This is a genomic window from Geobacter sp. OR-1 (genome assembly GCF_000813145.1).
In the GTDB taxonomy this organism is placed as follows: Bacteria; Desulfobacterota; Desulfuromonadia; order Geobacterales; family DSM-12255; genus Geoanaerobacter.
The window spans coordinates 21,391-36,673 of sequence record NZ_BAZF01000014.1 but is presented as its reverse complement, the minus strand read 5'-3'; the positions used below and the strand labels follow the sequence as shown (position 1 = coordinate 36,673).

General features: G+C 45.2%; 12 protein-coding genes. 11 read left to right on the top strand and 1 reads right to left on the bottom strand.

The genetic code is table 11. The features are described 5' to 3' along the window. Window positions 1–40: 40 nt before the first annotated feature. Window positions 41–748 (bottom strand): CAAX prenyl protease-related protein, encoded by a 708-nt coding sequence (locus OR1_RS14120; RefSeq protein WP_041972546.1) that lies wholly within the window; start codon window positions 746–748, stop codon window positions 41–43. Window positions 749–907: 159 nt separating this feature from the next. Between OR1_RS14120 and prsT the strand changes: the two genes are divergently transcribed. From prsT to asnB, 11 genes are all read left to right on the top strand, one after another. Next, window positions 908–3,577 (top strand): XrtA/PEP-CTERM system TPR-repeat protein PrsT, encoded by a 2,670-nt coding sequence (gene prsT / locus OR1_RS14115; protein ID WP_237754303.1) that lies wholly within the window; start codon window positions 908–910, stop codon window positions 3,575–3,577. Next, on the top strand, window positions 3,574–4,935 hold the full coding sequence (locus OR1_RS14110; RefSeq protein ID WP_041972545.1) for a TIGR03013 family XrtA/PEP-CTERM system glycosyltransferase: 1,362 nt from the start codon (window positions 3,574–3,576) through the stop codon (window positions 4,933–4,935). The genes prsT and OR1_RS14110 overlap by 4 nt, the downstream gene beginning before the upstream one ends. A 16-nt stretch (window positions 4,936–4,951) precedes the next feature. Then, a complete protein-coding gene (locus OR1_RS14105) occupies window positions 4,952–5,752 on the top strand; it encodes a polysaccharide biosynthesis/export family protein (protein ID WP_041972544.1) in 801 nt (266 codons plus the stop codon). Between the two features lie 23 nt (window positions 5,753–5,775). After that, the gene (locus OR1_RS14100) at window positions 5,776–7,248 is read left to right on the top strand and encodes an XrtA system polysaccharide chain length determinant (protein WP_041972543.1); all 1,473 of its coding nucleotides are present in this window, start codon (window positions 5,776–5,778) and stop codon (window positions 7,246–7,248) included. A 19-nt stretch (window positions 7,249–7,267) separates the two neighbouring features. Beyond that, on the top strand, window positions 7,268–8,119 hold the full coding sequence (locus OR1_RS14095) for an XrtA-associated tyrosine autokinase (RefSeq protein WP_041972542.1): 852 nt from the start codon (window positions 7,268–7,270) through the stop codon (window positions 8,117–8,119). 35 nt (window positions 8,120–8,154) lie between these two features. Then, window positions 8,155–9,315 (top strand): XrtA/PEP-CTERM system-associated ATPase, encoded by a 1,161-nt coding sequence (locus OR1_RS14090; protein WP_041972541.1) that lies wholly within the window; start codon window positions 8,155–8,157, stop codon window positions 9,313–9,315. 62 nt (window positions 9,316–9,377) lie between these two features. After that, window positions 9,378–10,565, top strand: a complete 1,188-nt coding sequence (locus tag OR1_RS14085; RefSeq protein WP_052440473.1) for a TIGR03016 family PEP-CTERM system-associated outer membrane protein — start codon at window positions 9,378–9,380, stop codon at window positions 10,563–10,565. Between the two features lie 2 nt (window positions 10,566–10,567). Then, window positions 10,568–11,419 (top strand): XrtA system polysaccharide deacetylase, encoded by an 852-nt coding sequence (locus OR1_RS14080; RefSeq protein WP_041972609.1) that lies wholly within the window; start codon window positions 10,568–10,570, stop codon window positions 11,417–11,419. Next, a complete protein-coding gene (locus OR1_RS14075) occupies window positions 11,416–12,447 on the top strand; it encodes a FemAB family XrtA/PEP-CTERM system-associated protein (RefSeq protein WP_041972539.1) in 1,032 nt (343 codons plus the stop codon). The genes OR1_RS14080 and OR1_RS14075 overlap by 4 nt, the downstream gene beginning before the upstream one ends. A 7-nt stretch (window positions 12,448–12,454) precedes the next feature. Continuing rightward, window positions 12,455–13,414, top strand: a complete 960-nt coding sequence (locus OR1_RS14070) for a glycosyltransferase family 2 protein (protein WP_041972538.1) — start codon at window positions 12,455–12,457, stop codon at window positions 13,412–13,414. Continuing rightward, window positions 13,402–15,276 carry an asparagine synthase (glutamine-hydrolyzing) gene (asnB, locus tag OR1_RS14065; RefSeq protein ID WP_041972537.1) on the top strand — a complete coding sequence of 625 codons (1,875 nt, stop codon included), beginning with the start codon at window positions 13,402–13,404 and terminating at the stop codon, window positions 15,274–15,276. The genes OR1_RS14070 and asnB overlap by 13 nt, the downstream gene beginning before the upstream one ends. The last annotated feature ends 7 nt before the right edge of the window (window positions 15,277–15,283 follow it).

Sequence of the window (15,283 nt, the reverse complement as noted above, 5' to 3'; positions counted from 1 at the left end):
CGGTGGGGAGGGAGACTGTAAGGTATTCCGACAGCAGGGGTTACCAAAACTCCCAGCGGGAAGTCTGCAGAACGTAGAGACCGAGGGCAAAGTTGGTGATCGCATGCGCCAGGATACACTGGACGAGGCTTCTTGTACGGTAGAGGAGCAGGCTGTAGGCGGCTCCGGCCATTATTCCGGCAAGCCAGAGATTGTGCTCCAGTCCGAACATGATTGCGCCGATAATGAATGAAGCCGTAGAAAATTTCCCGAGTTCAACGGATTGAAATTCTTGGCAAATAAGGTAACGTAACAGCCAGGATCGCCAAAAGAGCTCTTCCATGATCGGGACTATTACTGATGCGCCAACTATGCGAAAAACGACAAGCATCTGACGTGTAAAGATATCCGACACGGTTGTCGGATTAAAGCCTTTGGGGGTTCCCATTGTTGCCCAAGACCAGTCCATATTGACCCAAAGGGCGAAAACCGCAATACCGAGGATTATTGCCGGAACAGTTTTGCTGATAATGCCCAGGTCGGCAATTTTGATTTCCGAGTAATTTTTTCTATACGCGAAAAGCAGCGCACCTACTGCTAAGGTCTTTACTGGGTACAGGTACAGAAACCAGTTGTCAGGTATTCCGACAATGCCGTTTGATCCAAGATATTGCATCCCCTCCTGCACGGCAATGAAAGCCATGAATAAGATGAATGGCACAATTCTTGGAAAAGCTGACTCCTGCGTAAATGAAAGCTTGGCAGACATGACGAAAATTTTTTATGTGATATTATCTAAAAAAGCAAATAATTTTTTATGGATATATCGTTGCTTGATGATATTTTAAAATTTTGCTTAAATATGCATGCTGTAATCGGTTTACTCAATTGTGACAATTGATTTTAATCAATTCTATAGGGGGTTACTGTGAAAAAGTGCCTAATCTTCCTGATGTTGCTGGTTACTGTTTCAGGCTGTGGGGGTAAATCTAAAGACGAGCTTTATGCCAAAGGCATGGAGGAAATCAAGAAGGGCAATCCCAATGGGGCCATTGTATTTCTGAAAAATGCTTTGGAAAAAGACCAGAACTTCATGGAAGCGAGACATCAGCTTGGGATCGCCTACATGAATACCGGTAAATTGGAGCAAGCAGAACGTGAATTCCAGAAGGTTCTCAAGCAGAATCCGGGTAATGCGGAATTAAAATTGATGCTGGTGAAGGTTTATAACATGTCCGGCAAGCCTGATGACGCCTTGAAAATTCTTGACGATTTTTTAACGCAGGCACCGGGAAATGCCGAGGCCTTAGAGTATAAAGGAACTGCATACGCAATTAAAAAGCAGGGGGCTGAGGCGGAGCGTTATTTGCTCCAGTCTTTGCAATCAGACCCAAAAAGGACAACTGCCAAGCTTGAGCTCGCTCTTGTGTATGCTTCTTTAAATCGCGACAGCGAAGCACGAAGGCAGATTGACGAGATTCTTGCCACGGATCCAAGCAATGCCAAGGCTTATAACCTGCTTGCGCAGTTGGAAATGACCCGGGGCAATAGGCAGAAGGCGCTCGATACATATCGAAAACTTGCCGATATAACGAAGAACGACCCGATGCCATTATATAAGATTGGTATTATATATCTTGATCAGGGAGATACAGCAAAGGCTGAGCAGGTTTCAGCCGAACTCGCCCAGAAATTCCCCAAGCGTGGAGAGACTGCTCGCTTATCCGGGATTTTGCTCTACAAAAAGAAAAACTACACCGAAGCCATTGCCGCACTTCAGAATTCCTTAAAACTCCAGCCTTCTGTCGATGGTTATTACTATCTGGGGATGGCTCAATATGCAGCCGGACAACTTGAAACTGCAATCAGCCAGTTCAGGAGCATCCTCGACCGTGTGCCGAATCATCACCGTTCTCGAATAATGATCGGCATGATTCTTCTTCAACAGAAACGTCTTGATGACGCAGTAACAGAGGCCAAAAAGGTAATTGACTCGGAACCTAATAATGCGCTGGCTCATAACGTACTGGGTAGTGCATATATTGCCAAAGGGCTGTTTGATGAAGGGATGCGCGAGCTTAATCGTGCGACCGAATTGGACCCGAAACTTGTTGATGCCCATATCAAAAAGGGACTTATCAATCTCAGCAAAGGGAGGGAGCGAGAAGGGGAAGCTGAGCTTCAAACAGCCATCAATGTTAATCCTGAGGTTCTGAATTCGAGGATGATGCTTTTTTCTTATTACATGCGTCAGGGGAAACTGAATAAAGCCGTCGCAATTCTCAATAAAGGACTCACCGGCAAACCTTCCGATGCCCCGATATATAACGCCCTCGCTTCAACCTCATTGGCGCAACGTAAGCCTGACGAAGCGTTTAAGTACCTCCAAAAGGCCAAAACTGCGGATCCGTCGTTTTTCCCCGCCTATTTCAATATTGCAAATTATTTTGCGGCAAAGGGTGAGCATGACAAATCGATTGCCGAGTATAATGCGGTCCTTGCTAAGGATCCGGCCAACTTAAGAGCATTACTGAGCCTTGCTGCGCTTCAAGAATTGAAAGGGCGCGATGCAGATGCGCTCAATGCATACACTAAGGCGAAGGAGACCAAGAAATCTGCCGCGTTCCTTGCTCTTGCCGGATATTATGCACGTAAGAAGGATAACAGCAAGGCTATCGGCGTTCTTGATGAGGCCATAAAAATCAACTCCAAGGATATTTCTGCCCTTGAAGCTAAAGGGAAGCTTCTGACTGCTGACAAGAAGTTCAAAGAAGCGATCAAGGTCTTTGACGAAATTGAGCAGATCAGCCAAGGGACGGGAATCGGCCTGAAGATTAATGCTTATATGGCAATGAAGGATACTTCCAAGGCTGTTGAACAAGCCCAGCGTGTTGTCACTTTGAAGCCGAATGCTGCCATTGGTCATATGGTGCTTGCTTCAATTTACGAGAATCAGAATGATACTAACAAGGCAATTGATGAACTCCGGAAAGGTTTGAAAGTCGAGCCGTCAAATCTTCAGGCTAAGTTGCAACTAGCTGATGTGTATACCAAAAAGAAAGACTATGTTTCTGCATCATCGTTAATTAATGAAATTATCAGGGCAAAAAATGATTATGCGCCGGCGCATTTTGCATTAGGGTCAATATATGAACAGACGGGGAAAAAGAAAGAGGCTATGAAGAAGTATCGTGACGCTCTTGCCAAGGCGCAGAATTTCGTACCAGCGTTGAACAATCTTGCCTATCTTTCTGCAGACGGCTATGGCTCCAAAGAAGAGGCGCTGCAACTTGCCATAACAGCGTACAAATTAGAGCCAGGCAATCCCGGTGTAATGGATACTCTAGGGTATGCACTATTGAAGAACGGCAAAGTTTCCGAAGCGGTCAAGGCTCTTGATAAAGCTTCGTCGGCATTGCCAAACAGCCCTACAGTACTTTACCATTTCGCCTTGGCTTTGAAGGATTCAGGCGACCGGGCTAAAGCAACCGAAAAGGTTCAGAAAGCACTACAATCAGGAGATTTCCCGGAAATTTCTCAGGCTCGGCAGTTACGAGCCGAATTGTCTGCTTCTGGCGGGGGAAGAAAATCTAAGTGACCAGACGTTTTCTCTTTTCAATAGTCTGTGATGTTGTATTTGCTTTTCTGGCGCTTTATTCTGCCTACTTCATAAGGCTAGGATTCGTGCCGCAGCTAACCAAGCTTTCCAGCCTGGAATTTACCAGGATTGTGCTGTTTGCAGTAGTATTGCTCTTTTCATCTTTTCTGCTGGAAATTTACTCCACTTCCCCGGAGATTGGGAAAAAGGAATACCTGATCAGGATAATTCTGTCTGTAGCAGTCTCATTTTTTATACTGACAGGCCTTTTTTATCTAACGGAATTTCAGCTGTTCGGTCGAGGAGTATTGCTAATATCCCTTCTTATATTCGGGTTATTCCAGTTTTTGTCACATCTGCTTGGTTGCATAAGCACAAGTCTCCCGGGATTTGTAAATAAGGTTCTCATTTTGGGGACCGGTCCTTTGGCAAGGCAGATAGGAAATCTGATTGCTGCTCAAAATCATTCTTACATCTTGGCCGGTTATTTTAATTGCGCTTCGGAACCGGTTATGGTTCCTTATCACAACATAATTGATTCTGAAGAAGGTTTGTGTGCTGCGGTACGGCGGGTAGGTGCGCAGAAAATTGTAGTATCACTCTCGGAGAGGCGCGGAGTCTTCCCTCTTCAAGAGGTACTTAGCTGTAAACTCACCGGCATTGAGGTTGTAGACGCTCCATCTTTTTATGAACAGATGACTGGTAAACTGCTGCTGGAGAACATTACCCCAAGTTGGTTTATTTTCTCCCACGGTTTCAGGGTAACATTAGGGTTACGCCTGATAAAGAGAATTACAGATCTTTTATGTGCTTCTTTTGGGTTGCTATTAACTTTACCTTTTTTCCCATTGATTGCCCTTGTTATCAGAATAGATTCTCCGGGGCCTATTCTTTTTCGTCAGACAAGAGTTGGAGAAGGTGAGAAATTATTCAACCTGTACAAATTCAGAAGTATGCGTCAGGATGCAGAAACCGGAACCGGCGCGGTGTGGGCAAAGGAAAAGGATCCTCGGGTGACCAAAGTAGGTGAATTCCTTCGCAAAAGCAGGATTGATGAAATCCCCCAGCTTTTCAATGTGCTGCGCGGCGATATGAGTTTGGTTGGACCTCGGCCGGAACGTCCTGAATTTGTGCGCAAGCTGACAGAAGTAATCCCATATTATTCTGAACGCCATTATATTAAGCCTGGAGTTACTGGGTGGGCTCAGGTACGTTATCCTTACGGAGCGTCTGTTGAGGATGCCATAGAGAAACTGCGGTTCGATCTATATTACATAAAGAACATTTCTCTTCCTTTTGACATATTGATCATACTGGAAACTATCAAAGTTGTTCTTTTCCGCCGAGGGGCTAGATAATTCAGTGGGGTAATATATGAAAAGATTTTTGATGTCACTAGTTTTAAGTTTGTTGCTTGTCGGCCAGGCTAAGGCAGCTGATTATGTTATTGGTGAAGGTGACGGACTTGATATTGCTGTTTGGGGAATTAAAGAACTATCGTTTTTTGTAAAGGTGAGGCCTGACGGTAAAATTACGGTGCCCGGTCTTGGTGATGTAACAGCAAGTGGATTTACCCCAACCGGTCTTCAGGGCTCATTAACAGATAAGTTAAAGGATCTTGTAAAGAATCCGATAGTAACAGTAACGGTTCGGGAAATCACCAACAGCAAGATATATATTTTCGGTGGTGGAATAAAGTCGGGGATTTATGACCTTACCCGTAAATCGTCACTCCTCCAGGTGCTCTGTTCCATTGGAGAAGTTAAGACAGCAGACCTTAAGAAATCCTATTTGCTTCGTAACGGTAAAAAGCTGAAAGAAGACTTTTACAGGCTTTTTGTTGAAGGAGATCTGAAAGATGATGTGGAGGTTGTGTCTGGTGATGCCATATTTATGCCTCTACTGCTCGACAAAAACGTATATGTGCTTGGAGCTGTCACTACCCCAAAATCCATCGAATATCGGGAGGGGATGACAGTTATGGAAGCCATATTGGAATCAGGTGGTTTTACCAAATTTGCCAGCCAGAATGATACTATGATACGCAGGAAAACCGGTGCAAAAGAAGAAACTATCGAAGTGAAGGCGAAAGAGATCACAAAATATGGTGATTTTTCCCAGAACGTCAAGCTGAAACCCGGTGACTATATTATTGTAAAAGAAAGCATATTTTAGATTGTTTTCTAGAGAGACCTTGCATGAATAACAACGAATTCGATTATAGAAAATATCTCGACCTTTTACTCCGAAGGAAACTTCTGTTCATTATTGTTGCCCTGTTGATAATGTCTGGAGGAGTAATTTTTAGTTACTCTCTGCCCAAGATATATGAGGCCAAGAGTACTGTTTTTATTGAGAAAAACGTTATAAGTGAACTAGTCAAAGGGATTGCGGTTACCCCTTCGATGGAGCAGACCATTAAGGTGTTGACCTATGCACTGACCAGTCGCACCATCCTTGTCAAAGTAATCAATGAACTCGATATGAATGTAAAAAAGCATACAGATGCGGAGTTGGAAAGTATTCTCGCCCGTGTGAACAAGAATATTTCAGTAAAAGTCAGAGACAATAACCTGTTCATGATTACCTATAAGGATACCGATCCCAAGATTGCCCGGGATTTTATCAACACGCTTGTGCGAACATATATTGAACAGAATGTATCATCCAAGCGGGAAGAGTCATATGGAGCAATTCAGTTTCTTTCCGACCAGATAGGTACGGTTAAGGAAAAGCTTGATAAGGCTGATGAGGAATTGAATCAGTTCAAGGCGCAACAAGGTGGAGTCGTTAATATTGATGAGGCGAAACTTTTTCAAGAGATCAACTTTGCTGAGCAAAAGCTTCAGGATATCCAATTGCGCAGAAGGCATTTGGAAGGTCTTAAGCCAGTAACTCGTCGTGAGTCCGATCCCTCTCAGATTCAATTGCAGATACTCCAGAAACGCGAAAATGAACTGAAAACACAGTTCAACGATAACTACCCAGAGTTGATAAGAATCCGCGGTGAAATTGATTCACTCAAACAGCAGATAAGCAAGGGTCCGGTTTCTGGCGGTGGGAGTGCAGATCCCCAAGAGGTAGCAAAGATCGGGGCTGAGCTTGATGCCTTAAAATTGGCCGAAAACAGTCTACGAAGATATATTGCCACCAATCAGGCACTTTTGCGCAAGATTCCTATGGTCAAAGCTGAACTGGAAAAGAAAGACGTTGATAAACGCAAACAGAAAGAACTTTATGACCAACTGCTTTCACGACAGGGGCAATCCGAAGTATCAAAGCAGATGGAGGTTCAGGACAAAACGACAACTTTTCGAATTGTAGACCCTGCTGTTTTACCGGTAAAACCGGTTAGCCCAAACCGGGTCAGAATAATCCTCATGGGGATTCTTGCCGGGATAGCCTGTTCATTTGGTCTGATAGTCGGCCTTGACCAGTTGAGCAACAGCATAAAGTCGGTAGATGGGTTAAAGCCATTCGGGCTTCCAGTTTTGGCGGTTATTCCCAGAATTCCTGATGCAACCTCTGAGATGAAGAGGCAGAAAAAGGACAGGTTCATTTATTTGGGAGCGTCCTGTTATTTCGTGGTCATTCTCTGTTTTCTTGGTGTCGAAATATTGGATCTTCAGTATGTTGACAAGGTGATAACTCGAATAAATTCTTTATTCTAATTCAATAGAAGAGGATCAGATGAGCAGGATAGAAAAGGCCCTTGAAAAGGCTTCACAATTGAGGCAGCGAATGCCGGACGTTCAACCCGAGCCGGTGGAATTTCCACCGAGCACATCAAACGTCCAGGCTTCAAGCGAATATCCTTTACAGACCGTAGTCACTGAAATTAGTAATCCTCTTTTGGTTTCCATCACCGATTCGAGTTCCCCTATTTCTGAGGAGTACAGAAAACTCAAGTCATTGCTTGTCGCTACGGCTAAGGAGCGAGATTTTGCCAATGTGATTATGGTTACCAGTGCCATAGCCGGTGAAGGCAAAAGTATTACAGCTTTGAATCTTGCTTTGAGTCTTGCTCAGGAAATGGACCATACTGTTCTGCTGATAGATGCGGATCTTCGCAAGCCATCAATAAATAACTATCTGGGAATTAATGGTGATATTGGACTTGCAGAGGTGTTGGAGGATCGGTCAGACCTCCCCAGTGCGTTGAAACACACTGGGGTTGGTAAACTTGTGGTGTTACCGGCGGGTCGTGTTACTCTGAACCCGGTTGAGCTTTTTACTTCGCAAAGAATGGTCAAACTGATTCAGGAGATCAAGCATAGATATCCCGATCGTTTTGTTGTTATCGATACACCGCCAATTCTACCGTTTGCGGAAACAAGAACAATAAGCAGGCTGGTTGACGGAGTCATATTTGTTGTAAAGGAACGGCTTGCTTCTCAGTCCAGTATTGCGGAAGCCATAGAAGCTCTCGAAGGCGCTAAAAAGATCGGCATTGTTTATAATGAAGCTGAAATCAGCGTTGCTGATGACAGGTATGGCCATTATTATAACCGTTATTACCAGAAGCAGAATGATCAGAAGTAAGTCTTATCGTGTAACATCCCTGGAGCAATTATAGTATGTATGAATCATATTTCAGCCTTTCATCAAAACCGTTTGAACTGTTACCCAACCCAGACTTTTTATTTCTGAGCAAATCTCATAAAAGAGCTCTTACGTACCTTGATTATGGCATTCAGGAGAGAGTGGGATTTATCCTGCTGACCGGAGAGGTGGGTTCCGGTAAAACAACCATAATTCGAGACATGCTAAAGAAGCATCATGAACAGGTTGTCATATCAAAGGTTTTCAATACCCGGGTAAATTCAGAGCAACTGATTGCATTGATAAACGATGACTTTGGTATTTCGATTGCAAACAAAGATAAGACCGTCATGCTCCGAGATCTTAATGACTTCCTCGTGGAACAATATGCGGTCGGTAATTTTCCTGTACTCATTGTGGACGAGGCGCAGAATCTCACTCCAAAGCTTCTGGAGGAGATCCGGATGCTTTCCAATCTTGAGACTGACAGCTCAAAGCTACTGCAAATTATCCTTGTCGGTCAACCGGAACTCAGGGACACCATCAGTTCTCCGGCGTTGCGGCAGTTGCGCCAACGGATCAGCATCAACTGTCATCTCCAACCTCTATCAAGAACCGAGATGGAGCAGTACATTTTTCATCGACTCCAGGTCGCAGGTAATCGTGATGCGGTTTCTTTTTCTAAAGCTGCTTTGGATCTCATTGCCGCCAACAGTCAAGGCATCCCTCGTTTGATTAATATTATTTGCGATTTTTTGCTTATTTCCGCTTTTGCCGAAGGGACAAGATCCATTGATGAGGCAATGGTAAAGGATGTCACTGGCGACCTTGATTTCGATAGGCATTTTTGGGGCAATGAACAAGGCATCGTCAATAACCAGACACCTCCGAACAAAATGGAAAGCAACATAAGTTTCGATTTGTCGGAAATTTCCAAGGCCCTGCAAAAAATTACCACTCGATTAGATGTGATGGAGAGAGAATCGAGACTGTTGTCTGAATCTATTAACAAAGAATTTGGCCAGAAATTAACTGAGTTACAGAATGCATTTATGTTTCATGTCAACGAAACTGATTCGGCAATCACTACTTTGAGTACGAGAGTTGAAAAGATAAAGATTCTAAATGAGGACTCTGACAAGGATACTGCCAAAAGCGGAAAAGGCGGAATCGTGAGAAAGATTCTGGGGAGTTGATTTCCATGGGGAAAACGTGTCAACTGTTTATATTAATCTTGTTTTCCTGGGGATGCGTCACTTTGTTTCCGGTAATCTCTGAAGCTGCTGAATTCGAAATCAAACCTCGAATCGCAGTCAGTGGAGAGTATACCGACAGAGTTGATGAGGCTGCTACTATAAAACAGGAAGAATATATAACTAGGGTTTTACCAGGGTTTTCTCTGAAATATCATGCGCCTCGGCTGGATTTAAACTCTTCCTATAATTTCGACTATCGGCATTATGCTAAAGGAACCAGGGGCGATGAGTATACACACAATCTCAACGCTTCAACCAACATTGTAGTAATAGAGAATCTATTTTTCATCGAAGGGGGAGATACTTATAAAAGAGTATCTCTTGATGTCGCGCGAGACAACACAAATGAAAGTCTGTTTGTTAACCAGAGCGATCAGAATATCGGGACTGTTTCTCCCAATTTTGTCTTCAGGGTTGGCAATAATTCATCAATCAAAACCGGTTACAGATATACTAATACTTGGTACAAAGAGCCGTCTGGGGTGGACAAGAGAGAACATTACGCATTTGTGGACGCAAGTCATGAGGTTCTGGAAAAGTTCTCTCTCACATGGGGGTACTCATTTTCTGATACTGACACATCTATTCAACAATACAAGCGGCATAATGCTTATGGCGGTTTCAGATATGAATATGCCGAAAAATCATTTTTGTTCGGCCAGGCTGGAAATAGCTGGCAGTCTTTCAACAACCACTCAAGTGTAAGTAACTTGTACTGGAACGCCGGACTTACTCACGGCCTTTCATTTGCAACGGTTACTTTGGAGACCAAAGTTCAGTATACCGAAGATCCGCTTCGCTCTTCCATAAAAGAAACCATCTATACCGGCCGGCTTGCGAGAAATTTTGCGAGAGGCAGCGTCGAAATTTCCAGCGGGTATTCTGAGTTTGAAATTCTCGAAACCGGAGTTACGGACAGGAAAAGGATTACAGTTGCTGCTTCCGGGAAGTATGAGTTGGTTGACAGTCTTGTGCTCGCCGTAGGGGTGCTAGGAGAACATTTCACCAGAACAACTGCGACCGATTATCCATATAGGTTAACTGGGAATACCGGCCTTACCTATTCATTTAACAATGATCTTTCTCTGTCCCTCAATTACTCCCACATTACATACCGTTATAACATTCCCGATACATCAAGCAGCAAGGATATAAATAGAGTGATCTTGGAAGTTGCCAAGAGCTTTTAATGATTTACAATGCGCTTACCGTCGATGTAGAGGACTATTTTCAGGTAAATGCCTTTGCAAATTGCGTCAGTCGCGACCATTGGTGCAAATTCCCTCTTAGGGTTGTTGAAAATACGCTGCGCATCCTTGACATGTTCGATCAGCTTGATGTCCGGGCGACATTTTTTGTTCTTGGCTGGGTTGCCGACAGGGAAGGATCGCTGGTTAAGGAAATTCGGCGTCGAGGCCATGAGATAGCCTGTCATGGTTACGGCCATGAACTGGTGTACGAAATTGGCCCGGCACGATTCAGAGAGGATATCTGCAGGGCCAAGCAGATTCTCGAAGGTTTGATTGGCGAACCTGTGAAGGGATATCGCGCTCCTAGTTACTCGATAACCGGGAAATCGTTTTGGGCTCTGGATATCCTGATTGAAGAGGGTTTTAGTTACGATTCCAGCATCTTTCCCGTTTATCACGATACGTACGGAGTTCCGGATGCACCTAGATTCCCTCATCTTGTCAAGTGTCAGACCGGTACGATTATGGAATTTCCTTTGACAACATATCCTCTGCGTTTATGGAATAAGGAACTGCGTCTGCCGATCGCGGGTGGTGGTTATCTTCGCTTACTAACCGCCGCTATTCTGCAGCATGGCATTAATTCGATCAACAGAAATGAGTGTCAACCGGCGGTGTTGTATTTTCACCCCTGGGAGATTGATCCGGACCAACCGCGAATCAAAGCGGGACTTAAATCTACTTTCAGGCATTATCTGAATCTCCATTCTACTGAAGCCAAATTGCGCAAGATAATAGGATCGGTTCAATTCACCAACATGTCAGAGGTGCTTGACAGGGCCATTATTCCATGAATGTCAGAACAGTGACAGATAATGACCAGGTTGCCTGGGATGCTTTTGTGCTTAAGGCAGATGGTTGCACTGCCTATCATCAGTTTAAATGGAAAACCATCATTGAGAAAAGCTTTGGCCATGAAGGGCACTATCTGGCGACGGTCGATGAAGATGGGGAGTGGCAGGGGGTCTTGCCGCTCATCCATATGAAAAGTTCATTGTTCGGCAATTTTCTGGTATCGGTCCCATTTGTCAATTATGGCGGGCTTCTCTGTTTAAATGCAGTTGCAGGAGAAGCGCTTTTGGTTGCTGCGGAAAAAGTTAGACGAGAATGCGGGGCAGATCATGTTGAGCTAAGGCATTTGCGCAATGGTTTTGATGGCTTGCCGACACGACAGCATAAGGTTACTATGATTCTTGAACTTGCAGGGACAGTTGATGAGCAGTGGCAAGCATTCAATGCCAAGCTTCGCAACCAGATACGAAAGCCAGAAAAATTCGGGTTGGTTCCAGAGATTGGTCATGTAGAACTGCTCGACGGTTTTTATGATGTGTTTGCTCGCAACATGCGCGATTTGGGTACACCGGTATATGCGAAGAAATTCTTCTATACAGTGCTTGATGAACTGGCAGACTCTTCACACATAATTGCAGTCAGACATGAAGGAAGAATAATCGCAGCCGGTATTGCCCTTTGGTTCGGTGATACCATAGAGATACCTTGGGCGTCATCTATTGCCGATTTCAAGAATTTCTGTCCAAACAACATGCTCTATTGGGAAGCAATCAAGCTCGCAATAGGTAACGGATTCAATAAATTCGACTTTGGACGCTCCACCCCTCACGAAGGGACCTATAATTTCAAGAAACAGTGGGGGGCAGAGCCCGTACAGCTTTACTGGCAGTATCTGTTGCCAAAGGGAGAGACGCTACCCGAACTGAATCCAAAAAATCCTAAATTTGAACTGGCGATAAAGGTTTGGCAGAAACTACCTGTTGGGTTAACGCGGTTGATTGGTCCGCCAATCGTCCGTAATATCCCGTGAGCTGCCTATGCAATTTTCCATAATTATCCCGGCGAAAAACGAAGAGGCAAACATTGGCCGTTGTCTGGATTCGATTAACAGAGTCGAATTCGATAAAAACCAGTTTGAAGTTATCGTTGTTGACAACGGGTCTTCAGACGGCACAGTTGAAATTGCCGAGACTAAGGGAGCTACTGTATATATTAAGCCAGACTTGACAATATCTGGGCTTAGGAATTTTGGAGCAGGACAAGCTTCAGGCGAAATTCTCTCATTCATTGATGCTGACTGCACTGTTATACCCTCTTGGCTGAGAAATGCCTCAGCCTATCTCATGAAAAATGAGGTGGCTTGTTTCGGCAGTCCGCCGATCGTTCCTGATAATGCGAACTGGGTACCGAAGGTGTGGTTTGCAGTCAGGAGAAAGGATGCCGATCTTTGCGAAACTGATTGGCTTGAGTCGATGAACATGTTTGTTCGCCGGGAAGCTTTTGCCGCGTCCGGAGGTTTTGATGAGTCGCTTATTACCTGTGAGGATTATGATCTGTCCATGCGGCTGAAGCCGTTCGGAGCGATTATAAGCGACAGTTCGATTGTCGCCGTTCACCATGGCGAAGCAGCGACAGTAAGTCATTTTTTCCGAAAGGAACTCTGGCGAGGAAAGAGCAATTTTACCGGAATGCTGCAGCATGGTTTGACCCTGTCAGAAATTCCAAGCCTGATTGCCCCATCATTTCATTGCTTGATTTGGATCTGTTGGCTCTTTAGTTTGCTTTCTGGACACAATTCCCTGATACTTGATTTCTCCGCAGGTTTGATTATCTGGCAGGTTTTGCTTCTGCTTAAGAGCTTCAGAAAACTACCCCCTCACAACTCTATTACTGGACTGCTCCAACTTCATTTTCTCCTCAATATCTATTTGTTTGCTCGCGGAGCCGGGGTATTCTCCAGTGGGCGTCGGACCGGAGTTTCCCAATGTGCGGGATAGCAGGTTTTTTCAGGGCGTCTTCACCTGATGCCAACGAAACTACACTCCGCCGAATGGGCGAAGTTATCCGACATCGTGGACCTGACGCCGGTGGTGAATATCTTGACGAGCATGTAGGACTGGCTCATCGACGTCTTAGTATCATTGATCTTTCCCCTCAGGGGAACCAACCGATGTTCTCCAGTGATGGCCGCTTGGTCATAGTTTTTAATGGCGAAATATATAATTTTCTCACTCTGAGGAGTGGCCTGGAGACAGAAGGGGTCCAGTTTCGTACCAAGACTGACACCGAGGTTATCCTGGCGCTCTACAGTAAGCTCGGGACCGGATGCCTGAAAAAACTTAACGGCATGTTCGCCTTTGCCATCTGGGACAAAGTTGACCGGACCTTATTCCTCGCCCGCGACCGTATCGGCAAGAAGCCGCTTTATTATTATCATGCCGGCGGCGACCGAATGGCCTTTGGCTCCGAAATAAAGTCGATTCTGCAGATTCCGGGGATTTCCAGGGAGATTGAGCCGACTGCCATCCCTGATTATCTTTCTTATCATTACATACCTGATCCCAAGACTATCTACAGGAATATATTCAAGCTTCCCCCGGCGCATTTTATGGTACTCAAGGCTGGCTGCGAGCCACGGATAGCCGAATATTGGGATATCAGCTTTGCAGAGACCGGTAGAGCCTCAATAAATGAGGCGGAAGAAGAGCTTCTGGAACTGCTTCAGGATGCCACATCTTCCCGTATGATCTCGGACGTACCTCTGGGCGCCTTTTTAAGCGGCGGGGTCGACTCCAGCGCTGTGGTGGCACTGATGACAAGGGCATCTGAAAATCCGGTGCGAACCTGCACCATCGGTTTTCAGGACAAGCGGCATGATGAGTCTCCCTATGCCCGGGAGATCGCAACGCTTTTTAATACCGATCATCAGGAGTATTTCGTTCAGGAGAACCTGCTCGACACAGTATCTTTGTTGCCGAAATTCTTTGATGAGCCGTTTGCCGATTCCTCTGCAGTCCCTACCTATCACGTCTCGCGACTTGCCAGGCAGGCCGTCACAGTTGCAATTGCTGGTGATGGTGGAGATGAGAGTTTTGCCGGGTATGCTAAATATGTGGTTGAACTGAAAGAAAATCTGACTCGGCAACTAGTTCCCCGACCAATCCTCAGCCTGATTCATTCAGGGGTAGAAGGTTTGGAGAACAACATCCTTGCCAGGAAGGCCAGGTCTCTTAGCAGTAGCGCTATGATGGATCCCGGCCGGGCGTTTTTCAGAACCAACAGCTGCAAAGGGCAAGCGGCCCACTCTTTATTACTCTCTGAAAATTTCAGGCTCGCTTGTCGTGGCTATGACCCGGCGCTCCACACTCTTCAGTACTGGGAGAAGATGCAGGGTGCCGATCATGTTTCTCACATGCTTTACACTGACTTGAAAACCTATCTCCCAGGGGACATCCTGGTGAAGGTGGATCGGATGAGCATGGCCAACTCTCTGGAAGTGCGGGCGCCTTTTCTCGATTATCGGATAATCGAATTTGCCGCATCACTTCCCAGTCGCTGGAAAATCAAGGGTAACAGCAAGAAGATTATCCTTAGGAATGCCTTCCGTAGACTCCTCCCCCGCAGCATTCTGAATCGCGCCAAGCACGGTTTTACCGTGCCGCTCGATAGTTGGTTCAGGTCAGAATTGAAACCGCTTGCGGAATCCTCTTTCCTTAATTACCAGCCGTTACACGAGATTTTGGATATTTCTACTGTCAATCAGATTTGGCAGGAACATCAGGAAGGTAGAGAAAATAATGGAGAAATTCTCTGGAATTTGCTGATGCTGGCTCTTTGGCACAAGGAATGGCTGAGTTGACCCAGGT

Coding starts and splice junctions, on each gene's coding strand:
- OR1_RS14090 (WP_041972541.1), top strand. CDS start 8,155: ATGTATGAATCATATTTCAGCCTTTCATCAAAACCGTTTGAACTGTTA.
- OR1_RS14095 (WP_041972542.1), top strand. CDS start 7,268: ATGAGCAGGATAGAAAAGGCCCTTGAAAAGGCTTCACAATTGAGGCAG.
- OR1_RS14100 (WP_041972543.1), top strand. CDS start 5,776: ATGAATAACAACGAATTCGATTATAGAAAATATCTCGACCTTTTACTC.
- OR1_RS14070 (WP_041972538.1), top strand. CDS start 12,455: ATGCAATTTTCCATAATTATCCCGGCGAAAAACGAAGAGGCAAACATT.
- asnB (WP_041972537.1), top strand. CDS start 13,402: ATGTGCGGGATAGCAGGTTTTTTCAGGGCGTCTTCACCTGATGCCAAC.
- OR1_RS14120 (WP_041972546.1), bottom strand. CDS start 748: ATGTCTGCCAAGCTTTCATTTACGCAGGAGTCAGCTTTTCCAAGAATT.
- OR1_RS14075 (WP_041972539.1), top strand. CDS start 11,416: ATGAATGTCAGAACAGTGACAGATAATGACCAGGTTGCCTGGGATGCT.
- OR1_RS14105 (WP_041972544.1), top strand. CDS start 4,952: ATGAAAAGATTTTTGATGTCACTAGTTTTAAGTTTGTTGCTTGTCGGC.